Origin of the sequence: Stenotrophomonas sp. Sm10, assembly GCF_030985515.1 — a bacterium.
Lineage (GTDB): Bacteria > Pseudomonadota > Gammaproteobacteria > Xanthomonadales > Xanthomonadaceae > Stenotrophomonas > Stenotrophomonas hibiscicola.
Window position 1 is genome coordinate 1 of record NZ_JAPTFO010000064.1, and the last position, 25,295, is coordinate 25,295.

Sequence of the window (25,295 nt, forward strand, 5' to 3'; positions counted from 1 at the left end):
ATCAAACGTCTGCAAGATGGACAATCATCCTTCCTGCAGGCGCCTTCACAAGATACCTGCGCATACTTTCAAAGATCCGGGGAAGTGGCCTCAGCGCCGTTCCCGTGTGCTGCGAAGTTTCCTTCGTAGCGAGCCGCCCATTATGCCAGACTTTTTCAGTCCGTCAACACCTTCGTTCGATCATCTCGTTCGGCGGTGGTGGGCGCCCTGTTGTCGCTGAAGCCCCTTGGTGGCGACCCCTGCGACGGGGGAGGAGAAGTATGTCCCCATTCCCATCATTTGTGAAGGGGGTGTGGCGATTTTTTTCACCGGATGTTGCATCTGTTCATGCGCCGCGCTGCGGTAGGAACCCGTGAAGAGCAGCCGAGCGTGGGCTTGGCTCTACAAGAGCATAAGGAAGGGCCGGCTGGCGCCGGCCCTTCCTTGATGTCAGCCAGCGATCAGGCGTACGCGGGCGAAGGTGCGCTTGCCTACCTGCAGCAGGCCTTCGAAGCCTGGCTGCAGCACCTGCTGGCCGTCTTCGACCACTTCGCCATCCACCTTCACCGCACGCTCCTTGAGCTTGCGGTTCGCTTCGGAGTTGCTCGGAGTCAGGCCGGCCGCGGTCAGCAACGCGGCGATGCGCAGGCCCTCGGCCGGAATCGCCACCTCCTGCAGCGGCAGCTGGGTGATGTCGCCCTGCCCGGTCACCGCCGCTTCCCAACCGGCGATCGCCTGTTCGGCCGCCGCGGCGTCATGGAAGCGGGTGGCCAGTTCACGCGCCAGGCGCAGCTTGACCACGCGCGGGTTCAGGCCGCCATTGGCCACCTGCTCGCGCAGCTGCACGGCCTCGGCCTGGCCGATGTCGAAGGACAGCAGCTCGATCCAGCGCCACATCAGGGTGTCGTCCACCTTCATTGTCTTGGTGACGATGTCGATGGCCGGCTCGCTGATGCCAATGTAGTTGCCCAGCGACTTGGACATCTTGTTGACGCCGTCCAGGCCTTCCAGCAGCGGCATGGTCAGCACCACCTGCGGCTTCTGGCCGTGGTGTTCCTGCAGGCCACGGCCCATCAGCAGGTTGAACTTCTGGTCGGTGCCGCCGAGTTCGACGTCGGCCTCCAGGGCCACCGAGTCGTAGCCCTGCACCAGCGGGTACAGGAACTCATGGATGGCGATCGACTGCTGGGCGGCATAGCGCTTGGCGAAATCGTCGCGCTCGAGCATGCGCGCCACGGTGTGCTGGCCGGCCAGACGGATCATGTCGGCCGCGCCCATCTTGCCGAACCACTCCGAGTTGAAGCGGACTTCGGTACGGCTGCGGTCCAGCACCTTGAAGACCTGCTCCTCGTAGGTGCGGGCGTTGGCCAGCACATCGTCGCGGCTGAGCGGCTTGCGGGTCAGGCTCTTGCCGGAAGGGTCGCCGATCATGCCGGTGAAGTCGCCGATCAGGAAAATGACCTGGTGGCCGAGGTCCTGGAACTGGCGCATCTTGTTCAGCAGCACCGTATGGCCCAGGTGCAGGTCGGGGGCGGTGGGGTCGAAGCCGGCCTTGATCCGTAGCGGGCGGCCTTCCTGCAGGCGCGCACGCAGATCCTCGAGCTTGAGGATCTCGTCGGCACCGCGGCCGATCAGGGCAAGGGCTTCTTCAATCGAGGACACGTGACTACTCCCGGCAACGCCGATTCTTGTGTGGGGTGTTAAAGCAAAGTTAACCCGATTGGCTTCACAAAAGCCAATGGGCACAAGGGTTTGACGCGCTTTTATCAGGTGTCTATGGTAACCGGCGATCAGGCCCGCGCTCCCGGGCTGCAAGGAAAGAACCGCCGATGCACAACTCCGAACAAGGGCGCGCACGCAAGCAGCGCTTCCAGGAACGCCTCCACGTCCTGCACGACAACGCCCTGCATCGGAAGCTCAGGCAACACCTTCCCGCGGCCTTCAATGAGCGCTGGACCCGCCGCCACTGGGTGCATGCCAGCCTGTTTGCCACCATCGGCGCCCTAGTGGCGACGATCGTGCCGGGCTTCTCGCACACCATCGACGCCCCCTTTGCCGACAGCCATACCAGCCTGGCACTGCCGTTGCCGCCGCTGACCATGGCCCGCCAGCAGGTGCCGGGCGACAGCTGGCAGGTGCTGCGCGTGCAGCGTGGCCAGACCCTGAGCGACCTGTTCGACAAGGCCGGCATTCCGGCCACCACCCTGCACCGGGTACTGGACCACCCGGGGGCGCGCGAGGCGCTGACCAAGCTGCGCCCCGGTGCCGAGATAGCCTTCGACATGCCGCTGTCCGGCGACCTGCGCAGCATCCGTTTCGACCGCGATGCAGACAACCGGGTGGAACTGAGCCTGGTTGGCGATGACATCAAGGAGAAGGTGACCCGACGCGAGACCTCCACGCGCACCGTGGTCACCAGCGGCGAGATCACCAGTTCGCTGTATGCCGCGGCCCGGCGGGCCGGGCTGTCGCCCTCGGCGATCGCGACGATGACCGACGAGATCTTCAAGTACGACATCGACTTCTCCAAGGACCTGCAGCCGGGCGACCGCTTCAGCGTGGTGATGGATGAAACCTGGCGCGAAGGCGAGAAGGTGGACACCAGCAAGATCCTGGCGGCGACCTTCACCACCGGCGGCAAGACCTATTCCGGCTTCCGTTTCGACCGCAACGGCAAGGCCGAGTACTACGACATCAACGGCCGTTCGTTGAAGAAGAGCTTCATCCGCATGCCGATTCCGTTCGCGCGGCTGAGCTCGACCTTCGGCGCGCGCAAGCACCCGGTGCTGGGCAAGATGCGCATGCACAAGGGGGTGGACTACGCCGCGCGCACCGGCACCCCGATCATGGCCGCCGGCGACGCCCGCGTGCAGTTCGCCGGCGTGCAGCGCGGCTATGGCAACGTGGTGATCCTCGATCACGGCCGCGGCCATACCACCCTGTACGGGCACATGTCGCGCTTTGCGAACATCAAGACCGGCCAGCGCGTGGCCCAGGGCACGGTGATCGGCTACGTCGGCTCGACCGGCCTGGCCACCGGCCCGCACCTGCACTACGAATTCCGCGTCAACGGCGAGCACCGCAACCCGCTGACCGTGACCATGCCGCCGCCGGAGCCGCTGAAGGGCGCCGAGCTGGTCGCCTTCCGCGCGCAGACCGCGCCGGCGATGGCCCGCATCCAGGGCATGGAGAAGCTGATCTACGCCGATGCCAGCCCGGCACCGACCAGCCGCGACGAGGCCGCCACCGAGGTTGCCAGCGCCAAGGACAAGCAGGCAACCGGCCGCAAGCGCGGCTGAGCCCCTTCGTTGACGAAGAAGGACGCGGCAGCACAAGCTTGCCGCGTCCTTTTTTTATGCCTGCCATGAACACACCTGCCGACGCTGACGCTCCCCTGTACCTTGGCCTGATGTCGGGCACCAGCGCCGACGGCATCGATGCCGCGCTGGTGCAGTTTCCCGCCGACGGTGGCTGCCGCTTCGTGCACGGGTTGACCGCCCGCTGGGAGCCGGTGCTGCGTGCGCGGCTGGTGGCGCTGGGTGAAGGCGGCCCGCTGGACTCGCTGGAGGAGCTCGGCGAGCTGGATGCGCGCATCGCGATCAACTTCGCCGAGTCGGCCAACCAGCTGCTGGCCGAAGCCGGCGTGGACCGCAGCCAGGTGCGCGCGATCGGCTCGCACGGCCAGACCGTGCGCCACCGCCCGCTGGCCGATCCGGCGTTCACCGTGCAGCTGGGCGACGGCAACCGCATCGCCGAGCTGACCGGAATCACCACGGTGTCCGACTTCCGCCGCCGCGACCTGGCAGCCGGTGGCCATGGCGCACCGCTGATGCCGGCCTTTCACCTGGGCATGCTGGGCACCGCCGATGAGGACCGCGCGGTGCTCAACCTGGGCGGCATCGCCAACCTGACCCTGATCCCGCGCGAAGGTGCGGTGCGTGGCTTCGATACCGGCCCGGCCAACGCGTTGATGGATGCCTGGTGCCAGCGCCATACCGGCCGCACCTTTGATGCCGACGGCGCCTACGCCGCCAGCGGCGCGGTGGACGAGGGCCTGCTTGCCGGCTGGCGTTCGGACCCGTGGTTCGCGCTGCCGCCGCCGAAGAGCACCGGGCGCGAGCAGTTCCACCTGACCTGGGCCGAGGCGCACATGGGGGAAGGCCAGTACGCCGCCGCCGATGTGCAGGCCACCCTGCTGGAGCTGACCGTGGCAACCGTGGCCGATGCGCTGCTGGCGCAGCAGCCGCAGACCCGGCGCCTGCTGGTCTGTGGCGGCGGGGTACGCAACCGGCAGCTGATGGCGCGCCTGGCGGCGCGGCTGCCGGGAGTGCAGGTGGAGTCCAGCGCGGTACACGGGCTGGACCCGGAATACGTGGAGGCGATGGGTTTTGCGTGGCTGGCGCAGCGGACCATGGAGGGACTGGCCGGCAACCTGCCGAGCGTGACCGGGGCCAAGGGGCCGCGGATCCTGGGGGCGATCCACCTGGCGTGAGGTGGCGCCATATACGCATGGCGTGGATCTACCGGGCAGCCGCGCGTGGGCTCGGCTCTACAGCATTGCGGCGCGGCCGCTAATCGAAGCCCTGCCCTGCCGGCAGGGCCTGCAGGGCGGCGATGGCGTCGGAGAGTGCGTCCACTTCGGGATCGCCGAAGCCGGAGCGGACCTCCAGTTCACTGCTGAACAGGCCCTGCTCCAGCAAGGCGGCGCAGGTCTGTTCGTGAGTCCAGCCGCGGGCGACCGCGACGCGTTTGATGCGTTCCAGCAGCAGCGGGTCCAGGTCCCGCAGCACAACGTCGGCCATGCTCGCTTCCCCGTTCGCAAGGCACCGCCCCCTCGGCGCGTCGGGGCGATGATCCCGCAGACCGGACGGGCAGGCAATCAGGTCGAGCTGGCGGCCTGGCGACGACGCTGCTGCAGGATCAGCAGGGCGCACAGGATCACCACCGGGATCGCCACCAGCGCGGTACCGACGAAGAACAGCGCGTAGCCTTCCAGCAGCGTCCGGCCTTGTGCGAGCGCCTGTACCGACCACCCCGAGAGCCCCTTGAGCGCCTTGCCGGGCATCGCGTAGAACGAGCTCAGCAGCGCGTACTGGGTTGCGGTGTATCCAATGCTGGTCAGGCTCGACATGTAGGCGATCAGCGCCGTACCGGCGAAACCGCTGGCGAAGTTGTCGATGGCCATGGCCACGGCGAAATGGGTTGTGTCCGGGCCGGAATAGGCCAGCCAGGCAAACGCCAGGTTGGAGGCCGGCCCCAGCACGGCGCCCACCATCAGCGCCGCCAGCACGCCCCAGCGCACCGAAACCAGGCCCGCCGCAGCAATGCCGACGAAGGTCGCGACCAGGCCCACCGAGCCACGCACGGCGCCCACGGTGTCCTCGTCCAGGCCGAGATCGACATAGAAGGGGTTGGCCATCGGCCCCATGACGAAGTCGGCCATGCGATAGATGCTGATGGCCACCAGGATCAGGATCGCGCCGCTGCGGTGTTCGCGGACGAAGGCGATGAACGGCCCGGCCACGGCGTCGAACAGACCGCGTGGCGTCCACAGCGAGGTCGCCTGTGCCTGCACGGCAGCCACTTCCCGCGCGGGCTCGCGGGCCATGAGCACGGCCACCACGCCAAGCGCCATCAGCACGGCCATGATCTCGTAGGAGACCTGCCAGCCGACACGGGCCGCGATGATCAGGATCAGCGCATCGGTGACCAGCAAGGCAGTGCGGTAGCCCAGCGCCGAGGATGAGGTCAGCAGGCCGAGCTGCTCGCTGTTGTCAGCGCTTTCGATGCGCCAGGCATCGATGACGATGTCCTGGGTGGCCGAAGCAAACGCCACGATCACGGCCATCACGCCGAATACGACGATGTGCTGCCAGTCGACACCCAGGAACTGGATCTGGCCGCCCTTGGGCTGGACCAGTGCCATGCCGACCAGCCCCACCACCACGACCAGCTGCGACAGCAGCATCCAGCCGCGGCGGCGGCCGAAACGACCGAACAGAGGCACGTCGGTCTTGTCGACGATCGGCGCCCACAGGAACTTCATGGTGTAGGCCAACCCGACCCATGACAGGAAACCGATCGTGCTCAGCTCGATGCCTTCCTTGCGCATCCAGAAGCCGAGCGTGTTGCCCACCAGATAGATGGGCAGGCCCGAACTGAAACCGAGCAGCAGCATCGCCAGCACCTTGCGCTGGCTCAGGTTGGACAACACCTGCTGCCACGGTCGGCGCGGCTTGGCGGCCTCGGTCACAGGTCGTAGTCCACGGTGAACGGGGCGTGGTCGGAGAAGCGCTCGTCGCGGTAGATCGAACAGCTACGCAGTTTGTCGCGCAGGCCCGGGGTGATGAACTGGTAGTCGATACGCCAACCGACATTGTTGGCACGGGCGGCGCCGCGGTTGCTCCACCAGGTGTAATCCTCGCCGGTGGGGTTGAGCAGGCGGTAGGCATCGGCCCAGCCACGGCCGGCGGCGACATCGGTGGCCTGGCCATGGTCGGCGCACAGGGCGTTGAGCCAGTCGCGCTCCTCCGGCAGGCAGCCGGAATTCTTCTGGTTGGACTTCCAGTTCTTGATGTCCAGCGCCGAACGCACGATGTTCCAGTCGCCGCACAGCACGTAGTCGCGGCCGCTGCGCGCCCACTCCTCCAGGATCGGCCGCAGCCATTCCATCACTTCGAACTTGAAGCCCTGGCGCAGGTCGCCCGAGCTGCCGGACGGGATGTAGAAGGAGACCACGCTGAGGTTGCCGTAGCGCGCCTCGATGTAGCGGCCTTCGTCGTCGAACGGCGCCCAGCCCAGCGAGGTGATGACCTGATCCGGCTCGCGCTTGCTGTAGATCGCCACGCCGCTGTAGCCCTTCTTGGTGATGGCGTCGCGATAGAAGCAGTGGTGCCCGTCTGGACGGAACATCGGGTCGGTCAGCTGGTCTTCCTGGGCCTTGGTCTCCTGGATGCACAGGACGTCGGCGTCCTGGGCACGGAACCAGTCGAGGAAGCCCTTGGTCGCGGCGGAACGGATGCCATTGGCGTTGAAACTGATGATGCGCATGCAAGGGACCTACGACAGGAAACCGGGCAAGCATACCGGTTGCCCGCGGGGCTGCGCAGTCTGCCCGGCCAGGCCGCGACGCCCTTCACACGGGTCCGGACGAGCGCGAAACGCCCAGCTGGATTAGGATTTGTGCTCCAAATGAAGATGAATCGAGTTTTGATGAGCGACCACCGCCACCGTTTCCTGCAGCTGGCCCTGACCGCCGATGCCCTGCGCTTCGGCCAGTTCACCCTCAAGTCCGGCCGGCTGAGCCCCTATTTCTTCAATGCCGGTCGTTTCGACTCCGGCTCGCTGCTGTCGCAGCTCGGCGCCTGCTACGCCGATGCCATCGATGCCAGCGGGATCAAGTACGACGTGGTGTTCGGCCCGGCCTACAAGGGCATTCCGCTGGCCACCGCGATGGCCTGCGAGCTGGCCCAGCGTGGCCGTGACCTGCCGCTGTCGTTCAACCGCAAGGAAGCCAAGGACCATGGCGAAGGCGGCCAGCTGATCGGCGCGGACATGAATGGCAAGCGCGTGCTGATCGTCGATGACGTGATCACCGCCGGTACCGCGATCCGCGAAGCGCTGGGCATCATCCGCGCCGCCGGTGGCACCCCGGCCGGCATCGTGGTGGCGCTTGACCGCCAAGAGATCGCTTCGGAAACCGATCGCCGTTCGGCGGCGCAGTCGGTGGCCGAAGAGGCCGGCATTCCGGTGATTGCCGTGGCATCGCTGGCCGATCTGCTTGATTTCGCCTCCGGCAACCCGGAACTTGTGGGTTACCGTCAGCCGCTGGAAGCCTACCGGGCCCAGTACGGCGTTCGTTCGATCCGCTGACCGACCAGGGGAAAGGTCATGTCCCGAGTTCCTGCTGTTCTCCTTGCCGGCCTGCTGCTGGCCATGCCGTTCACGCTGCCGGCGCAGTCGCGGGGTGGCGACAAGGTGGAGAAGAAGCTGTACTGCTGGAACGAGGGCAAGGAGCGGATCTGCAGTGATTCGCTGCCGGCCGATGCGGTCAATCACGCCCGCGAAGAGTTCAACGCGAAGAGCGGCCTGCGCAATGCGCAGGTCCAGCGCGCGTTGACCGACGAAGAGCGTGCCGCCGCCAGCACGGTGGCCGCGCAGCAGCAGCTGGACCTGATGGCTGCGCAGACCCGCCAGCGCACCGAGCAGGCGATGCTGACCACCTATGGCAGCGAGGACGACCTGCGCCGGGTGTTCGCCGAACGCCAGGAAGTGCTGGACAACAACCTGAAGACAGCCGAGTACAACGTCACCAGCCTGCGCGAATCGCTGGTGGCGCTGCTGTCGGCCGCCGGTGACCGCGAACTGGCCGGTGGCAAGGTGGCCGACAAGCAGGCCGAGGCGATCCGCCAGCGGCATGTACAACTGCAGTCGCAGCAGCGCCTGCAGGCCGGGTTCCTGCAGCAGCAGCAGGCGTTGAAGGCCGAAATTGAAAGCACCCTCCAGCGCTATCGCGAGCTGAAGGGCGTGGCACCGGCGAGCCAGGCCCCGTGATTCGCTTGTAGAGCCGAGCCCATGCTCGGCTCCGCGTGACCTTGGGAAAGAGCAGCCGAGCATGGGCTCGGCTCTACAGTAGTCGGCGCCTGGTTACGGCTTGGCCCACGGAATTTATGCACTCTTTACGCGTCGGCCCGGTCCGGCGCGTAGTGCGTTTATGGGCGGCAGGACGACGATGGCGGCCTGAGGTGGAGGGGTTCCACCAGGACGCTATTGCAATGTCCCCCTGGCTGTCGTTGTTGTGTGGCGTGCTGGTGCTGGTCGCCGCCGCCTATCTTCTTTATGTCGTGCTGCGGCCCGAGTCGTTCTGAGCGGAGCCGGCCATGACTGAGATGCTTGTGATTATTGCCGCCAGCCTGCTGCTGGCGTGGCCGCTGGGCCTGTACTTGGCCCGCGTGATGCGTGGCACGCCGATGAAGGTCGACGTGCTGTTCCACTGGATCGAGAAGCCGCTGTACAGGGTGTTCGGCGTCGATCCATCGCGCTCGATGTCCTGGCGCGGCTACGTGCTGGCCTTCGTGCTGAGCAACGTGGTGGTCGCGGTACTGACCCAGGCGGTGTTCATGACCCAGGCCTGGCTGCCGCTGAATCCGGACCAGATCCCGAACATGCGCTGGGACACCGCGCTGCATACGATGATCTCGTTCCTGACCAACACCAACCAGCAGCACTATTCTGGCCAGGCGCAGCTGTCCTACCTCTCGCAGATGACCGGCATCACCGGCCTGCAGGTGGTGACGCCGATGATGGGCCTGGCGCTGGCGGTGGCCACGCTGCGCGCGTTGTTCTCGCGCGCGCCGCAGGCTGCGGCGGCCACCGGTGCCGGCGACGACCGCCAAGTGGCGGTGGGCAACTACTATGTGGATGTGGTGCGCCTGTGCGTGCGCTTCCTGTTGCCGCTGTGCCTGGTGTGGACGCTGCTGCTGACCAGCCAGGGCGTGCCCTCGACGATGGCCGGTGGCCCGCAGGCCTCGCCGATCGATGCCAGCGCCGGCATGGCCCAGCAGAAACTGCCGCTGGGCCCGGTGGCAGCGATGGTCGCGGCAAAGCAGCTTGGCGCCAACGGTGGCGGCTGGTACGGCCCGAACAGCAGCTTCCCGCTGGAGAACCCCACCCCGCTGTCGAACGCGCTGGAGATCGTTGGCATCCTGCTGGTGCCGATGGCGGTGATCTTCATGATCGGTGCGTTCACCGGCCGGCGCCGGTTCGGCGCCCTGGTGTTCAGCTGCATGCTGGGCATGTCGCTGCTGTCCACCGGCGCGATGATGTGGAGTGAAGGGCACAGTGCCAGCGCCGCCACGCCGCTGCTGATGGAAGGCAAGGAGGTGCGCTTCGGCGCCGACGGCACGGCGCTGTGGGCCGCGGTGACCACCCAGGTTTCCAACGGCTCGGTCAACGGCATGCATGACTCGCTGGCGCCGCTGAGTGGCGGCATCGCGATGGTCAACATGCTGGTCAGCGCGATCTGGGGCGGCATCGGCTGTGGCCTGCAGCAGTTCATCGTGTACCTGCTGCTTGGCGTGTTCCTGGCCGGGTTGATGACCGGGCGTACGCCGGAACTGTTCGGCCGCAAGCTGGAAACGCCACAGGTACGCCTGCTGGCCCTGCTGGTGTTGCTGCAGCCGATCACCCTGCTGGTGTTCACCGCGATCACCCTGGCCGTGCCCGGGCTGGCCGCTACCTCCAACCCGGGCTTCCATGGCATCAGCCAGGTGTTCTACGAGTACGTCTCGGCCTACGCCAACAACGGCTCGGGCTTCGAGGGGCTGGGCGACGCCACGCTGTGGTGGAACCTGAGCTGCTCGCTGGTGCTGCTGCTGGGCCGCTTCCCGCTGCTGATCATCCCGCTGGTGGTGGCCGCACAGCTGGCCGCCAAGCGCCAGGCGCCGGAGTCTGCCGGCAGCCTGCAGATCGAAACCCCGACCTTCGCCCTGACCCTGGTCTCGGTGATCGTCATCCTGACCGTGCTGCAGTTCATGCCGGCGCTGGTACTCGGCCCGATCGCCGACCACCTCAGCCTGGGACTGCACTGAGGACACCCCGATGAGTACCCACGCAAGTTCCACCCGTAGTTCCCTTGCCCCGCGCCCTGCGCTGCTTGATGGCGCCGGCCTGCGCCGTGCGTTGATCGAGGCGGTGCGCAAGCTGTCGCCGATGCACCTGGTGCGCAGCCCGGTAATGGCGGTGGTGATGGCCGGTACGATCGTTGCCGCGATCGTCACCCTGACCGGCAATGCGCCGCTGGGCTTTGGCCTGGCGGTGACCGCGATCCTGCTGGTGACCGTGCTGTTCGGCAACTTCGCCGAAGCGGTGGCCGAAGCACGTGGCCGTGGCCAGGCCGCATCGCTGCGCCGCGCGCGCCAGGACCTGGTGGCGCGCCGCCTGGCCGCACCGCAGCCGGGGGCTGCGGAAACCCAGGTACCTGCCGCCGAGCTGCGCCCGGGCGACCATGTGATCGTCAGTGCCGGTGAGCTGGTGCCGGCCGATGGCGAGATCGTGCAGGGCCTGGCCACCATCAACGAGGCGGCGGTGACCGGCGAGTCCGCGCCGGTGCTGCGCGAGGCCGGTACCGACCGTTCCGGCGTGATCGGCGGCACCAAGGTGCTGTCCGACCAGATCATCGTGCGGGTGACCGCCGAGCCGGGCCACAGCTTCCTGGACCGGATGATCGCGCTGGTGGAAGGTGCCAACCGCCAGAAGACCCCCAACGAGATCGCGCTGACCCTGCTGCTGGCGGCGATGACGCTGACCTTCCTGGTGGTGGTGGCCACGTTGCCGGCCATTGGTGCAGCCGTCGGCGTCAAGGTCGATCCGCTGCTGCTGATCGCGCTGCTGGTCTGCCTGATCCCGACCACCATCGGCGGGCTGCTGCCGGCCATCGGCATCGCCGGCATGAACCGTGCGTTGGCCGCCAACGTGCTGGCCAAGTCGGGCAAGGCGGTGGAAGTCGCTGGAGACGTGGATGTGCTGCTGCTGGACAAGACCGGCACCATCACCTACGGCGACCGCCAGGCCAGCCATTTCCATCCGCTGGCCGGCATCGACGCCAGCCAGCTGCGTGAAGCGGCGCTGCTGTCTTCGCTGGCCGACCCGACCCCGGAAGGCAAGTCGATCGTGCGCCTTGCGCGCGAACAGGGCTGCGCCACCGCCGAGCCGGACCGTGCCGAGTACCTGGCCTTTACTGCCCAGACCCGGATGTCCGGCGTCGACCTGGAACATGGGCGGCAGATCCGCAAGGGTGCCGCCGATGCGATCCGTGCCCACGTGCAGGTGCTGGGCGGCAACGTGCCCGCCGAGCTGGCCGGTCGCGTCGAGCAGGTGGCACGCAACGGCGCCACCCCGCTGGTGGTGGCCGAGGGTCGCCACGTGCTGGGCGTGATCGAGCTGTCGGACGTGGTCAAGCACGGCATGCGCGAGAAGTTCGCGCAGCTGCGAGCGATGGGCATCCGCACGGTGATGATCACCGGTGACAACCCGCTGACCGCCGCCGCGATCGCTGCCGAGGCCGGTGTGGACGACTACATCGCCGAAGCGCGGCCGGAAGACAAGCTGGCACGCATCCGCCAGGAACAGGCCGGTGGCCGCCTGGTGGCGATGGTGGGCGATGGCACCAACGATGCTCCCGCGCTGGCCCAGGCCGACATCGGCCTGGCGATGAACTCCGGCACGCAGGCGGCGAAGGAGGCCGGCAACATGGTCGACCTCGATTCAGACCCGGCCAAGCTGCTGGCGGTCGTGGAAGTGGGCAAGCAGCAGCTGATCACCCGCGGCGCGCTGACCACCTTCTCGCTGGCCAACGACGTGTCCAAGTACTTCGCGATCCTGCCGGCGCTGTTTGCCGCGGCCGTTCCGACCATGGCCGCATTGAACGTGATGCAGCTGTCGAGCCCCCGCAATGCGGTGCTGGCGGCGCTGATCTTCAACGCCCTGGTGATTCCCGCACTGATCCCGCTCGCCCTGCGTGGCGTGCGCTTCCGTCCGGCCACCGCCACCGCGCTGCTGCGCCGGAACATGCTGGTGTACGGCCTCGGCGGCGTGCTGCTGCCGTTCGCAGCGATCAAGGCGATTGACCTCCTTCTTGTCCTGGTATTCGGCGCATGAACCGTTCTGCTTCCACCTCATCTTCCCTTCCGGGCGACGCCAAGGCCGAGGCCCGCGTGGCCAGCCTGCAGGATGGCGCAAGCTGGCGCCCGGCGATCGGCCTGGGCCTGGCCACGCTGCTGCTGGCCGGCGCGGTCTACGCCGGTATCGCCACCGGTTTCGCCGGCCTGGCCTACCCGACCCAGGCCGAGGGCAGCCTGCTGCGCGATGGCAACGGCCAGGTACGCGGCTCGGCATGGCTGTCGCAGCCGTTCACCGGTGACGGCTACTTCCAGGCGCGCCCGTCGGCCGCCAACTACGACCCGATGGCCGCGGCCGGTTCCAACATGGCGCGCAGCAACCCGGCACTGGCCGAGCGTGTTGCGGCCAGCACTGCGGCGGTGGCCGCACGCGAAGGTGTCGCGCCGGCGCAGGTGCCTGCGGATCTGGTCACCCAGTCCGCAGGCGGCCTGGATCCGCAGCTGTCGCCGGCGGCGGCGCAGCTGCAGGTAGCACGCGTGGCGCGTGCCCGTGGCCTGCCGGTGGAGCGCGTGCAGGCACTGGTGCAGGCGCATACCGAAGGGCGCCAGTGGGGCCTGTTCGGCCAGCCGCGGGTGAACGTGGTAACGCTGAACTTCGCGCTGGACCACGCGGCCAAGGCGCCGTGATGCCAGCCTGCACCGGCTGCGCGCACAATGGCACCCATGACTGATGCGCGTACCCGCCAGGCCGATGCCCTGGTCGAAGGCCTGCAACGCGAAGCCGGCGGCAAGCTGACCGTGTTCCTCGGCGCGGCGCCGGGCGTGGGCAAGACCTACGCCATGCTGACCCGCGCGCAGGAACAGCTGCGCCGCGGCGTTGACCTGGTGGTGGGGCTGGTGGAAACCCATGGCCGCGCCGACACCCAGGCCCTGCTGGAGGGCCTGCCGCAGCTGCCGCTGAAGGAAGTGGCCTACCACGGCCACACCCTGCAGGAGATGGACCTGGATGCCGTGCTGGCACGGCATCCGGCGCTGGTGCTGGTGGATGAACTGGCCCACCGCAATGCACCGGGCAGCCGCCATGAGCGGCGCTGGCAGGATGTGATGGAGCTGCTGGACGCCGGCATCGACGTCTGGACCACGGTCAACATCCAGCATCTGGAAAGCCTCAACGATGTGGTGATGCGCATCACCGGCGTGCGCGTCAGCGAGACCGTGCCGGATGGCGTGCTCGATCGGCTGCACGACATCGTGCTGGTCGATCTGCCGCCGCGCGAACTGATCGCTCGCCTGCAGCAGGGCAAGGTCTATGTGCCCGAACAGGCCGCGCAGGCACTGCAGGCATTCTTCTCGCCGGCCAACCTGACCGCGCTGCGCGAACTGGCCATGCAGGAAGCTGCCGACCGCGTCGACAGCAGCCTGCGCGAAGCACGCGCCGCACGCGGCGAGAGCAACCTGCCGCTGCGTCGCGGCGTGCTGGTGGCCATTGATGGCGGCGGCCAGAGTGAATACCTGGTGCGCGTGGCGAGGCGCATCGCCGAGCGGCGCGACGCACCGTGGACGGTGGTGACCGTGCAAGGGCGACGCCAGGACGAGGCGACCCGGCGCGAGATCGATGCTGCCTTCGCGCTGGCACGGCGCCTGGGCGGCGACGCCGAACTGCTGCACGGATCGAGCATCGCCGATGCCCTGCTCGACCATGCCGCGCACAATGGCGTATCGACCCTGGTGCTGGGCCGGACCCGCGAACGGCCGCTGGCGCGGATGTTCAACCGCACCCTGACCCAGCAGCTGATCCAGCGTGGCGCGCATTACGAGATCACCATCATCAGCACGCCGCAGGCACGCGCACGCTCGCGCCGCGAGAGCCTGCTGCCGCCAATGCGCGGTATCAGTCATGAACCGGCACAAGCCCTGATCGCTACCGCGCTGGCCTGTGCGGTGGCGTGGCTGGCCGAACACTGGGTGGGCATGGCCGACCTGTCGATGGTGTTCATCGTCGCGGTGGTACTGGTGGCTGCACGCACGCGCGCCAGCGTGGCGGTGATGGCCGCGATCCTGTGTTTCCTCGCCTACAACTTCCTGTTCATCGCGCCGCGCTTCACCTTCGCCATCGGTGCACGCCAGGGCGTGATCACCGTTTTCCTGTTCCTGGCCGCGGCACTGGTGGCCGGGCGCCTGGCCTCGCGCCTGCGCATGCAGGTCATCGCGCTGCGTGCGGCCAACCGCCATGCGCGCGCGCGCCAGCAGCTGGGACGCCAGCTGGCCAGTGCGGCCGGCAACGGCGAGGTGGCACAGGCGGGCCGCCATGCGCTGGAGCAGGCCCTGGACGTGCCGGCGTGGCTGCGGATCGGCACCGATACCGCAACCGGTGGCCGTTCGCAGCCGGGCGATACCGATCTGGCCGCCGCCGACTGGGCCCTGCGCCACGGCCAGCCCAGCGGCCGCTTCACCGACACCCTGGCCGGTGCGCTGTGGTGGTTCCTGCCCCTGCTGGATGGCGAAGACCGCGCCATCGGCGTGGCTGGCCTGTACCTGCCCGGCGCGCAGGCGCGCCTGCTGCCCGAACAACGGCAGCTGGCCGAGGCGATGGTGGATGACATCGCGCAGGCCGCATTGCGCACCCGCCTGGTGGCCGAACTGGAGCAGGCGCATGTCAGCAACGAAACCGAGCGGCTGCGCTCGGCCCTGCTCTCTTCGGTGTCGCACGACCTGCGCTCGCCGCTGGCGGCGATGATCGGTTCGGCCGACAGCCTGGCCAGCTATGGCGCGGCGATGGATACGGCCGATCGCCGTGCTCTGCTGGACACCATACTGATAGAAGGCGAACGGCTGGATCGCTACATCCAGAACCTGCTGGACATGACCCGCCTCGGCCACGAAGGGCTGAAAATCAACCGCGACTGGATCGGCGTGGACGAGCTGATCGGCTCGGCGGCACGGCGCCTGCAGCGCTACCAGCCAAAGGTGCGGCTGGAGCTGGACATCCCGGCCACGCTGGCACCGATCTGGGTGCACCCGGCGCTGGTCGAACAGGCCGTGTTCAACGTGATGGAGAACGCGGCCAAGTTCTCGCCGCGCGACGCCGCCGTGCAGGTACAGGCGCGCGAGCTGGACGGCCAGCTGCGCATCGACGTGATCGACGCCGGCCCCGGCATTCCCGATGACGAGCGCGCGCGCATCTTCGACATGTTCTACAGCGTCGAGCGCGGTGACCGAGGCCGCCACGGCACCGGCCTGGGCCTGACCATCTGCCAGGGCATGATCGGCGCACATGGCGGCAGCGTGCAGGCGCTGCCCGGACGCGACGGTCGCGGTACCCTGATCCGCATCACCCTGCCCCTGCTCAAGCCAGCCTCCCACGATGAGCCCGACCCCGATTGATGCCAGCGTGCCGGCCGCACGCGTGCTGGTGATCGATGATGAAACCCAGATCCGCCGGTTCCTGGACATCAGCCTGCGCGCGCAAGGCTACCAGGTGCGGCAGGCCGCCACCGGCCAGGAAGGCCTGCAGCTGGCCGCCAGCGAGGACATGGACCTGGTGATCCTGGACATCGGCCTGCCGGACATGGAAGGCCACGAGGTCCTGGAACAGCTGCGCCAGTGGAGCCAGGTGCCGGTGATCATGCTGACCGTGCGCGCCGGCGAAGCCGAGAAGGTGCGCGCACTGGATACCGGCGCCAACGACTACGTGACCAAGCCGTTCGGCACGCAGGAACTAATGGCGCGCGTGCGGGCGCTGCTGCGCACGCGCAGCGTGCCGACCGATGGCACACCGCCGGTGTTCGACGATGGCCACCTGCACGTGGACCTGGTGCGTCGCGAAGTCGCCCTGCAGGGTGAGCCGGTGGCGTTGACCCGCAAGGAATACGCGCTGCTGTCGCTGCTGCTGCGCAATGCCGGGCGGGTAGTGACACAGCCGCAGATCCTGCAGGAGATCTGGGGGCCGACCCACCAGCACGACACCCATTACCTGCGCATCCTGGTCGGCAAGCTGCGGCACAAGCTGGGTGACTCAGCGCTGGATTCGCGCTACCTGTTCACCGAACCGGGCGTGGGTTTGCGGTTCAAGGGGTAGTGCCGGCCGCTGGCCGGCACTACCCATTCTGCTGCAGCTTCCAAAGGGGTCAGAACCCCAGCGGGGTGTCGCCCAGCACCGGCTGCAGCTGGCTGCGGAACAGCGCCTGGATGCGTTCCAGTGCGGCCTCGTCGTTGCCCTCGAAGCGCAGCACCAGCACCGGCGTGGTGTTGGAGGCCCGCACCAGGCCCCAGCCATCGGGGAAGTCCACGCGCAGGCCGTCGATGGTCGACAGTCGGCCGCCGACATACGGGTTGTCCGGCGACTGCGCCGCCGCCACCAGCATTGCCACCAGCGCATGCGGCGTGCCGTCGGCCACCGGCACCTTCAGCTCCGGCGTGGCCACCATCTCCGGCAGCTCGCCCAGTACCTCGTCCGGGGTCTCCTCGCGCTGGGCCAGGATCTCCAGTAGGCGCGCCGCCGCATACAGGCCATCGTCGAAACCGAACCAGCGCTCCTTGAAGAAGAAGTGGCCGCTCATCTCGCCAGCCAGTTCGGCATCGGTCTCGCGCATCTTCGCCTTCATCAGCGAATGCCCGGTCTTCCACATCAGCGGGCTGCCACCATTGCGCAGCACGTGGTCGGACAGCTTTCCGGTGCACTTCACGTCGTAGATCACCATCGCGCCGGGGTTGCGCATCAGCACGTCGGCGGCGAACAGCATCAGCAGGCGGTCGGCATAGATGATTTTGCCGTCAGCACTGACCACGCCCAACCGGTCGCCATCGCCATCGAAGGCGACGCCGAGGTCGGCCCCGAAGCGCTTGACCGTCTGCACCAGGTCTTCCAGGTTGGCCGGTTCGCTCGGGTCGGGATGATGGTTGGGGAAGGTACCGTCGACATCGCAGTACAGCGGAATGACTTCAGCACCGATGGCTTCCAGCAGTTGCGGTGCCAGTGCGCCGGCCACGCCGTTGCCGGCATCGGCCACGACCTTCAGCGGACGGTCCAGCTGCACGTCGTCGGCGATGCGCTGGATGTAGTCGGCACTGACATCGCGCTGCTGGTAATCGCCCGGCTCCGCAGCCTGTACCAGGCGGCCCTCGACGATGCGCGCGTAGAGATCGGTGATGGCATCGCCGGACAGCGTCTCGCCGCCGATGACAACCTTGAAACCGTTGTACTCGGGCGGGTTATGACTGCCGGTCACCGCCACGCAGGTGCCGGTACGCAGGTGGAAGGCGGCGTAGTACACCACCGGAGTCGGCGCCAGACCGATGTCGATCACCGCACAACCGGCGCGGCGCAGGCCCTCGGCCAATCCTGCGGCCAGTTCCGGGCCGGACAGGCGGCCATCGCGACCGATCACCACCTCGCGCAGGCCCTGCTCCAGTGCCACGGTACCGATGGCCTGGCCGATCAGCGCGGCGGTCTTCGGCGTCAGTTGGCTGCCCACCACGCCGCGGATGTCGTAGGCGCGGAAGATACCGGCCGCCAGTTCCTCGGCCGGAACCGGCGGCGGGGGCGGCGGTGCACTTTCAGTGGTGCTGGCCCCGGCCACCGGCGGCGGCGCCATCTGCAGGCTCTCGCTCAGGGTCGGGCCATGATCCGCTTCCGCCACGGCCGCACGCCGCGGCAGCGGCAGCGTCTTCGGCAGGCGGCCGCGACCCACCACCAGCAGCACGGCGATGAACGCCAGCAGCAGCGCAACGATGGCGCTGGCCAGCGAACCCAGGCCCAGCGGACCGGGTTCGATATTGGGTACCGCGGCCACCAGCCGCAACGGGGTACCCGGGATCGGCCGCGCCAGGACTTCGGCACTTTCGGCCAGGCTGGCATCGCCCAGGGCGACGAGGTCATGCGCGCCCTGGCGCAGGCCAAGGAAACCGGCCGATGGCGCACTCACCTGGTCCAGCGGCGAGGTCAGGCGCAGCAATGGCTGGCGCACGTAGAGCACTGCCGGGCCCAGGCTGCCCAGCGGCACCGGTGCCGCCAGGCCAAGACGATTGCCACCCCCATCGCGGACCACGCGCAGGCTGGGGCCGGCCTCGGCAAGCGCTCCTTCCAGCAACGCCAGGCGGGCATAGCCGAACGTGGCCGGGTCGGCGTAGGCATTGGCCAGATCGGCGGTCAGCACTTCAGCATGCTCGACGCCGGTCCAGCTCTCGCGGACCGCGAGTGCCGCCGCAGCGGCATCGCCGGCCTGCAGCGCCTGCTGCACGCGCTCGTTCTTCAGCTGCTGCTGCAGCTGCTTCAGCTGGCCGGCGGCGGCCTCCTGCAGGCCCTGCACAGCCTGGTCGCGCGCAGCTTCCAGCGCCTGGCCGTTGGCCTCCTGGCGCCATTGCTGCACCGCGCTCCATCCGAACCAGCCGGCCAGCAGGACCAGCAGCACCCCCAGTAGTGGTGCACTGCGTCCCAACGACCATCCCCGCTGTCCTTCCCCGATGCCGCTCATCGATGTCCCCTGTCAACGCACCCCGGTATGGCCGAATCCACCCGTTCCGCGCACGCTGTCGGTGAAAGTATCCACCACCTGCAGGCTGACGCGGGCAATCGGCACCACCACCAGCTGCGCGATGCGATCACCCGGCTCGATGGTGAACGCCTCGCGGCCGCGGTTCCAGACGCTGATCAGCAGCGGTCCCTGGTAGTCGGCGTCGATCAGGCCGGTGCCATTGCCGAGCACGATGCCGTGGCGGTGGCCGAGCCCCGAACGCGGCAGGATCACCGCGCACAGGTGCGGGTCGCCGATGTGGATGGCCAGGCCACTGGGCACCAGCGCGGTGTCGCCCGGCTGCAGGGTCAGCGCGGTATCCAGCGCCGCGCGCAGGTCCATGCCGGCGCTGGCTTCGGTGGCGTAGGCCGGCAGCGGCCAGCTGTCGCCAAAGCGCGGATCGAGCAGCTTGACCTGCAGGGGTTGGGAAGTGAAAGCCTGGGTCATGCCTGGAGTCTCCGCGCGATCAGCGCCAGCAGTTGTTCGGCCAGCTCGCGCTTGGAGGTGGCCGGGAATACCTGTTCACCGTCCTGCCAGAAGGCAGTGGCGGCATTGTTGTCGCTCTCGAAACCACCGCCGCTGATGCCGACCTGGTTGGCGATCACCAGGTCAAGGCGCTTGTCGACCAGCTTGCCACGCGCATACTTCTCCACGTCGTGGGTTTCGGCGGCAAAGCCGACCACCAGCTTCAGCGACTGCGTCTGCGCGGCAACTTCGGCCAGGATGTCCGGCGTGCGCACCAGCTCGATCACCAGCGACTGGCTCTCGGCGGTCTTCTTCAGCTTCTGCGGTGCAACCTGGCGCGGTGTGTAGTCGGACACCGCAGCGGCACCGATATAGATGTCGGCCGGCAACGACTTCAGCACGGCATCACGCATCTGCGCGGCCGAGCGCACGTCCACACGCTGCACGCCGGGAGGCGTCGGCAGCTGCACCGGGCCGCTGACCAGCACGACCTGGGCGCCCATCGTCGCGGCGGCCGCAGCCAGGGCAAAGCCCATCTTGCCGCTGCTGCGGTTGCCGACGTAGCGCACCGGATCGATGTCTTCATAGGTCGGGCCAGCGCTGATCAGCAGGCGCAGGCCCTGCAGCGCGTGGGTTTCCGGTGCGGCAACCGCCGCTGCAGCACTGCCATTGGCCGCCAGCGCGGCGACGATGTCGCCGGGCTCGGCCAGACGACCCGGACCGGATTCGCCTTCGGCCAGCGGACCGTCGACCGGGCCGATCACCTGCGCGCCGCGCTGGCGCAGCAGGGCGATGTTGGCCTGGGTGGCCGGATGCAGCCACATGCGGTGGTTCATCGCCGGGCAGATCGTCAGCGGCGCGGTGCTGGCCAGGCACAGGGTGCTGACCAGGTCATCGGCGTGGCCCTGAGCCAGCCGCGCGAGCAGATCGGCGGTACCTGGGGCGACCACGATGCGATCGGCCCAGCGCGCCAGTTCGATATGGCCCATGGCCTGTTCGGCGGCGCTGTCCCACAGCGTGGTGCGGGTCGGCTGCCCGGACAGCGCCTGGAAGCTGAGCGGAGTGACGAACTGCTGGGCACCGGCAGTCATCGCCACCTGCACCTGGGCACCGGCGTCGCGCAGGCGCCGCACCAGTTCCAAGGCCTTGTAGGCCGCGATCCCGCCTCCGACGCACAACAGCAGTTTCTGACCTTCCAGCGCGCGGGCCGGCGCGGGAGAAGCGTTGGGGGAGTCAGCCACCTGGAATTCCTGTGCAAACGAGGGCGCTAGCTTACCCGAAGGTCGGTAATGTCCCGGTGCCCGGTGCACATAGCGGGCGGCTATCAGCAGATGGAGCCCGCCTGCATTGACCCGGCATTCACCCGGTATCGGTTTCGGACCTTTCCTATACCTCCAGGGGCCTGCGCTTTTGCAGAATCAGGCATTGGCTGCCGCCCGCCGTGGCCTGTTCGATCTTCGAGGAACCGCGTGCGTCCACGCATCATCATTGCCGACGACCATCCCGTGGTCCTGCATGGCATCGCCATCGTGCTGCAGACCTACCTGATGGACATCGTCGGCAGTGCGCGTGACGGCGCCGAGCTGCTGGACCTGGTGGACCGCCACGTCTGCGATGCAGTCCTGACCGACCTGTCGATGCCGGGTGCCGGCCCGGACGGTCCGGAGCTGATCGACGCGCTGCGCGTGCGTCGCCCTGGCCTGCCGGTGGTGGTGCTCACCGGCGCCCGCCATCCCGGCCTGCTGGACGGCCTGCTGCGGGAGGGCATCAGTGGCCTGGTCGACAAGTGCGCCGATTTTGCCGAGCTGCCCCAGGCGCTGAACGCCGCATTGGCCGGGCACGTATTCGTCTCCCAGCAGCTGCGCCATCACCTGCAGGCCCGCGACCTGCTGTTCCCGCGCGAACCGGCACCGCTGTCGGCACGCGAGAAGGAAGTGCTGGATCTGCTGGCGATCGGCCTCAACGTGAACGAAGTCGCCAAGCGTTGTGGGCGCAGCCCGAAGACCATCAGCCGGCAGAAGGCCGAAGCCAAGCGCAAGCTGGGGCTGCAGAACAACCAGGAACTGTTCGACTACCTGCAGACCCGGCGCGACTGAGGTATCGACCGACCCGGGCCCGCGGCAAGCCCCGATGGGAGACGCCGCCGAAGCTGGCGATGATGCAGGCATGCCCATCCATGACTGGCCCGAACAGGAACGCCCTCGCGAGAAGCTGATCGCGCGCGGGCCCACGGCACTTTCCGACGCCGAGCTGCTGGCCCTGTTCCTCGGCTCCGGCTTCGGCGGCCGTGATGCCGTGCAGACCGCGCGCGACCTGCTGCAGGCGCATGGCCCCTTGCGGGTGCTGCTCGACCGTCCCGCGGGCGAACTGGCCCGCTTGCCCGGGCTGGGTCCGGCGCGCAGCTGTACGCTGGCTGCCGGGCTGGAACTGGCCCATCGCTACCTGGCGGCTGAGCTGGAGCACGGCGAGGCGGTTGGCAACAATCCGGCGGCGGTCGGCCGCTACCTGCAGCACCGGCTGCGTGGCCAGGCCCGCGAGGTCTTCATGGCCCTGTTCCTGGACAACCGCCACCGCCTGATCGCCTGCGAAGAGCTGTTCCACGGCACCATCAACGCCGCGCCGGTCTACCCCCGCGAGGTGGTCCGGCGTGCCCTGCTGCACAACGCGGCGGCGGTGATCCTCAGCCACAACCATCCTTCGGGCGACCCTGAACCGTCCAGCGCCGATACCCGCATCACCGATGAACTGCAGCAGGCGCTGGCGATGGTGGACGTGCGCCTGCTGGACCACTTCGTGGTCGGCGAGGGCCGTCCCGTTTCATTTGCTGAACGGGGCCTGCTGTCCCCGCCCCAGCCTCGGCTGTTCGGCTGAGCGCGCCCCCTTCAGGCGCCACCGGCCGCCCCCGCAGGCATGTTCTGGTCAGCGTGGGCGCGGGTACATGCGCTAAAATGGGCGATTCCGCCGCTCATTCTCACAGCAGGCCTCGTGAAAAATCTCCTCCGCGCCCTGATCAGCCAAGGCATCGAAGCCTTGCGCGCCAATGGCACCCTGCCCGCCGACTCCCTGCCGCCGGACTTCGTGGTCGAGCGCCCGAAGACCCGCGACCACGGCGACTTCGCCACCAACGCCGCGATGCTGCTGGCCAAGGCCGCGCGCAGCAATCCGCGCGCACTGGCGCAGGCGCTGGTCGAGGCGCTGCCGCGCAGCGAGGACGTCAGCAAGGTCGAGATCGCCGGCCCCGGCTTCATCAACTTCCACCTGGCCCCGGCCGCGTACCAGCGTGAAGCCGCGTCGGTCATCAAGGAAGCCCACGACTACGGCCGCAACCTGTCCGGCAATGGCCGCACGGTGGGCGTGGAGTACGTGTCGGCCAACCCGACCGGCCCGCTGCATGTCGGCCATGGCCGCGCGGCGGCCATTGGCGACTGCGTGGCGCGAGTGCTCGATGCCAACGGCTGGAACGCCAAGCGTGAGTTCTACTACAACGACGCCGGCGTGCAGATCGAGAACCTGGCGCTGTCCACCCAGGCACGGATCAAGGGCATCGCGCCGGACCAGGACGGCTGGCCGGAAGGTGGCTACCGCGGTGAGTACATCGCCGACGTCGCACGCGCCTACATGGCCGGCGCCAGCGTCGACCTGGAAGGCAGCACCGTGGTCGGCGCCAAGGACCCGGACGACATGCAGGCGATCCGCCGCTTCGCCGTGGCCTACCTGCGCAACGAGCAGAACCTGGACCTGGCCGCGTTCGGCGTCGACTTCGACATCTATTTCCTGGAAAGCTCGCTGTACGCCGACGGCAAGGTAGCCGAAGCGGTGGCCAAGCTGCAGGCGTCGGGTCATACCTATGAAGAAGGTGGCGCGCTGTGGCTGCGCAGCACCGACTTCGGTGACGACAAGGACCGCGTGATGCGCAAGTCCGACGGCACCTTCACCTACTTCGTGCCGGACGTGGCCTACCACCTGTCCAAGTGGCAGCGCGGCTACGAGCGCGCGATCACCGAACTCGGTGCCGACCACCACGGCTCGCTGGCGCGTGTGCGCGCCGGCCTGCAGGCGATGGAAGTGGGCATTCCGCAGGGCTGGCCGGAGTACGTGCTGCACCAGATGGTCACCGTCATGCGTGGCGGCGAGGAAGTGAAGCTGTCCAAGCGTGCCGGCAGCTACTTCACCCTGCGTGACCTGATCGAGGAAGCCGGCCGCGATGCCACCCGCTGGTTCCTGATCGCGCGCAAGCCCGATTCGCAGCTGACCTTCGACATCGACCTGGCCCGCCAGCAGAGCAACGACAACCCAGTGTTCTACGTGCAGTACGCGCATGCCCGCGTCTGCAGCCTGCTGCGCCAGGCGCAGGAGAAGGGGCTGGTGTATGAACAGGCTGATGGCCTGGCCAACCTCGGCCGCCTGGCCGACGACGCTTCGCTGCTGCTGATGAACGAGATCTCGCGGTACCCGGAAGTGGTGGAGGCGGCCGGCGTGGCGCTGGAGCCGCATCTGGTGGCGCAGTACCTGCGTGAATTGGCGCACGCGTTCCACACGTGGTATCACGGGACGCCGGTACTGGTGGAAGATGCCGCCGATCGCAACGCCAAGCTGACCCTGGCCTGCGCTGCCCGCCAGGTGCTGGCCAACGGCCTCGACCTCCTGGGCGTCAGCGCCCCGGAAAAAATGTAAGCATCAGGAGACGCAGTACCCATGGCAGCACGACGCGGCAAAAACCAGGCACGACGCAACAGCAGCAGCCAGGGCACACCCGGATGGGTGTGGCTGGTCGCTGGCGTGGCGATTGCGGCCGTGGTGTTCCTGGCGGCGCCGAACCTGTTCAAGGGCGAAGGCGATGGCTTCCTTCGCGCCGGACCGCAGCCGAACCCGAACGCGCAACCGGCCCCGGTCGCTGACGCCGACAGCGATGTCGGCACCCAGCCGGCCGCACAGCCGGCTACGCCGAAGCCGGCCGAGCCGGAAAAGCCGGCCGCGACCCAGTACGACTTCTACACCCTGCTGCCGGGCAAGGAAGTTGAAATGTCCGACGCCGAACTGGCCGCCAGCGCGCGTGCCGAAGACCAGCGCCGGGCCAGGGCCGAAGCGCAGCGCGCGCAGGCTGCACTGGAAGGCAAGCCGGTTCCGCCGCCCGCGGCGCCAGCACCCACAGCCACGGCCAGCGTGGCCAGCACCGCCCCGGTGACCGCGACCAGCCGTCCGCTGCCGGCACCGCTGAGCGAACGCCCGGCGGCGGCAACGCCTGCAGCCGGCACCCCAACGGCGTCGATCAGCAACGCCGCGGCCACGCCTGCAGCACGTGCGGAAGCCGCACCGGCAGCGACCGGTACTCCGGCAGCTGCTGCACCGGCTGCCGCCGACAACGCCCGCTACATCCTGCAGGCCGGTGCGTTCGGTGCCTCCGGCGATGCCGAGGCGACCAAGGCCAAGCTGGCGATGATGGGCCTGGCGGCACGCGTGGAATCGGCGCAGATCAACGGCAAGACCGTGTACCGCGTGCGTATGGGACCGTATGGGAGCGCCGGCGAACTGTCCGAGGCCAAGCAGAAGCTGGATGGCACTGGCCTGCAGGCGATGGCGATCAAGGCACAATAAGCCTGCCGCTGTGAACGAAAAAGCCGGGCAATGCCCGGCTTTTTCGTTTCTGTAGAGTCGAGATCCTATGTTCGTGGTCAAGCCTGCTGGAAGCAGGCTTGACCCACCTTCAGCATGGCCGGATCGA

21 protein-coding genes are annotated in these 25,295 nt (G+C 68.1%); 14 read left to right on the top strand and 7 right to left on the bottom strand.

Features of this window, described 5'->3' with window-relative positions; genetic code table 11:
• Positions 1 to 429: 429 nt before the first annotated feature.
• Positions 430 to 1,641, bottom strand: a complete 1,212-nt coding sequence (gene tyrS, locus O0J15_RS15945) for a tyrosine--tRNA ligase (RefSeq protein ID WP_021203122.1) — start codon at positions 1,639 to 1,641, stop codon at positions 430 to 432.
• Between the two features lie 167 nt (positions 1,642 to 1,808).
• On the opposite strand from tyrS, the gene O0J15_RS15950 reads away from it, so the two are divergent.
• Positions 1,809 to 3,278 carry a peptidoglycan DD-metalloendopeptidase family protein gene (locus O0J15_RS15950; protein ID WP_134729584.1) on the top strand — a complete coding sequence of 490 codons (1,470 nt, stop codon included), beginning with the start codon at positions 1,809 to 1,811 and terminating at the stop codon, positions 3,276 to 3,278.
• Positions 3,279 to 3,343: 65 nt separating this feature from the next.
• On the top strand, positions 3,344 to 4,471 hold the full coding sequence (locus tag O0J15_RS15955; RefSeq protein WP_207049565.1) for an anhydro-N-acetylmuramic acid kinase: 1,128 nt from the start codon (positions 3,344 to 3,346) through the stop codon (positions 4,469 to 4,471).
• Between the two features lie 79 nt (positions 4,472 to 4,550).
• Here O0J15_RS15955 and O0J15_RS15960 read toward each other — a convergent pair whose 3' ends face one another.
• The 3 genes from O0J15_RS15960 to O0J15_RS15970 form a co-directional block, all read right to left on the bottom strand.
• On the bottom strand, positions 4,551 to 4,781 hold the full coding sequence (locus O0J15_RS15960) for a hypothetical protein (RefSeq protein ID WP_005407775.1): 231 nt from the start codon (positions 4,779 to 4,781) through the stop codon (positions 4,551 to 4,553).
• 77 nt (positions 4,782 to 4,858) lie between these two features.
• Positions 4,859 to 6,232 carry an MFS transporter gene (locus O0J15_RS15965; protein WP_019661780.1) on the bottom strand — a complete coding sequence of 458 codons (1,374 nt, stop codon included), beginning with the start codon at positions 6,230 to 6,232 and terminating at the stop codon, positions 4,859 to 4,861.
• On the bottom strand, positions 6,229 to 7,029 hold the full coding sequence (locus O0J15_RS15970; protein WP_005420469.1) for an exodeoxyribonuclease III: 801 nt from the start codon (positions 7,027 to 7,029) through the stop codon (positions 6,229 to 6,231). The genes O0J15_RS15965 and O0J15_RS15970 overlap by 4 nt, the downstream gene beginning before the upstream one ends.
• A gap of 162 nt (positions 7,030 to 7,191) precedes the next feature.
• On the opposite strand from O0J15_RS15970, the gene pyrE reads away from it, so the two are divergent.
• From pyrE to O0J15_RS16010, 8 genes are all read left to right on the top strand, one after another.
• Positions 7,192 to 7,851, top strand: a complete 660-nt coding sequence (pyrE, locus tag O0J15_RS15975) for an orotate phosphoribosyltransferase (protein WP_005420471.1) — start codon at positions 7,192 to 7,194, stop codon at positions 7,849 to 7,851.
• An 18-nt stretch (positions 7,852 to 7,869) separates the two neighbouring features.
• Positions 7,870 to 8,532 carry a hypothetical protein gene (locus O0J15_RS15980; RefSeq protein WP_155028836.1) on the top strand — a complete coding sequence of 221 codons (663 nt, stop codon included), beginning with the start codon at positions 7,870 to 7,872 and terminating at the stop codon, positions 8,530 to 8,532.
• A gap of 221 nt (positions 8,533 to 8,753) precedes the next feature.
• Positions 8,754 to 8,846 (top strand): potassium-transporting ATPase subunit F, encoded by a 93-nt coding sequence (locus tag O0J15_RS15985; RefSeq protein ID WP_005407770.1) that lies wholly within the window; start codon positions 8,754 to 8,756, stop codon positions 8,844 to 8,846.
• A 12-nt stretch (positions 8,847 to 8,858) separates the two neighbouring features.
• Positions 8,859 to 10,568 carry a potassium-transporting ATPase subunit KdpA gene (gene kdpA / locus O0J15_RS15990; protein ID WP_308305930.1) on the top strand — a complete coding sequence of 570 codons (1,710 nt, stop codon included), beginning with the start codon at positions 8,859 to 8,861 and terminating at the stop codon, positions 10,566 to 10,568.
• Positions 10,569 to 10,578: 10 nt separating this feature from the next.
• Positions 10,579 to 12,636: a potassium-transporting ATPase subunit KdpB gene (kdpB, locus tag O0J15_RS15995; RefSeq protein ID WP_308305931.1), complete on the top strand. Its 2,058-nt coding sequence runs from the start codon at positions 10,579 to 10,581 to the stop codon at positions 12,634 to 12,636.
• Positions 12,633 to 13,283, top strand: a complete 651-nt coding sequence (gene kdpC, locus O0J15_RS16000) for a potassium-transporting ATPase subunit KdpC (RefSeq protein ID WP_308305932.1) — start codon at positions 12,633 to 12,635, stop codon at positions 13,281 to 13,283. The genes kdpB and kdpC overlap by 4 nt, the downstream gene beginning before the upstream one ends.
• A gap of 36 nt (positions 13,284 to 13,319) precedes the next feature.
• Positions 13,320 to 15,980, top strand: coding sequence for a sensor histidine kinase KdpD (locus tag O0J15_RS16005; RefSeq protein WP_308305933.1), 2,661 nt, complete (start codon positions 13,320 to 13,322; stop codon positions 15,978 to 15,980).
• Positions 15,961 to 16,674, top strand: coding sequence for a response regulator transcription factor (locus tag O0J15_RS16010; RefSeq protein ID WP_005420506.1), 714 nt, complete (start codon positions 15,961 to 15,963; stop codon positions 16,672 to 16,674). The genes O0J15_RS16005 and O0J15_RS16010 overlap by 20 nt, the downstream gene beginning before the upstream one ends.
• A 49-nt stretch (positions 16,675 to 16,723) precedes the next feature.
• Here the strand turns inward: O0J15_RS16010 and O0J15_RS16015 are convergent, their stop codons facing one another.
• From O0J15_RS16015 to coaBC, 3 genes are read right to left on the bottom strand one after another with little or no spacing between them, the layout of a single operon-like run.
• Positions 16,724 to 19,069 (bottom strand): phosphomannomutase/phosphoglucomutase, encoded by a 2,346-nt coding sequence (locus O0J15_RS16015; protein ID WP_308305934.1) that lies wholly within the window; start codon positions 19,067 to 19,069, stop codon positions 16,724 to 16,726.
• Positions 19,070 to 19,081: 12 nt separating this feature from the next.
• Complete coding sequence (gene dut / locus O0J15_RS16020) at positions 19,082 to 19,555, bottom strand: dUTP diphosphatase (protein WP_308305935.1); 474 nt, start codon at positions 19,553 to 19,555, stop codon at positions 19,082 to 19,084.
• Positions 19,552 to 20,814 carry a bifunctional phosphopantothenoylcysteine decarboxylase/phosphopantothenate--cysteine ligase CoaBC gene (coaBC, locus tag O0J15_RS16025; protein WP_111097663.1) on the bottom strand — a complete coding sequence of 421 codons (1,263 nt, stop codon included), beginning with the start codon at positions 20,812 to 20,814 and terminating at the stop codon, positions 19,552 to 19,554. The genes dut and coaBC overlap by 4 nt, the downstream gene beginning before the upstream one ends.
• A gap of 228 nt (positions 20,815 to 21,042) precedes the next feature.
• Between coaBC and O0J15_RS16030 the strand changes: the two genes are divergently transcribed.
• The 4 genes from O0J15_RS16030 to O0J15_RS16045 all read left to right on the top strand — a co-directional run bounded on the left by O0J15_RS16030 (position 21,043) and on the right by O0J15_RS16045 (position 25,168).
• Positions 21,043 to 21,669 carry a response regulator transcription factor gene (locus O0J15_RS16030; protein ID WP_308305936.1) on the top strand — a complete coding sequence of 209 codons (627 nt, stop codon included), beginning with the start codon at positions 21,043 to 21,045 and terminating at the stop codon, positions 21,667 to 21,669.
• 70 nt (positions 21,670 to 21,739) lie between these two features.
• Positions 21,740 to 22,444, top strand: a complete 705-nt coding sequence (gene radC, locus O0J15_RS16035; protein ID WP_058981915.1) for a DNA repair protein RadC — start codon at positions 21,740 to 21,742, stop codon at positions 22,442 to 22,444.
• Positions 22,445 to 22,558: 114 nt separating this feature from the next.
• A complete protein-coding gene (argS, locus tag O0J15_RS16040; RefSeq protein WP_134735231.1) occupies positions 22,559 to 24,247 on the top strand; it encodes an arginine--tRNA ligase in 1,689 nt (562 codons plus the stop codon).
• Positions 24,248 to 24,268: 21 nt separating this feature from the next.
• A complete protein-coding gene (locus O0J15_RS16045) occupies positions 24,269 to 25,168 on the top strand; it encodes an SPOR domain-containing protein (RefSeq protein ID WP_308305937.1) in 900 nt (299 codons plus the stop codon).
• Positions 25,169 to 25,295 lie beyond the last annotated feature (127 nt).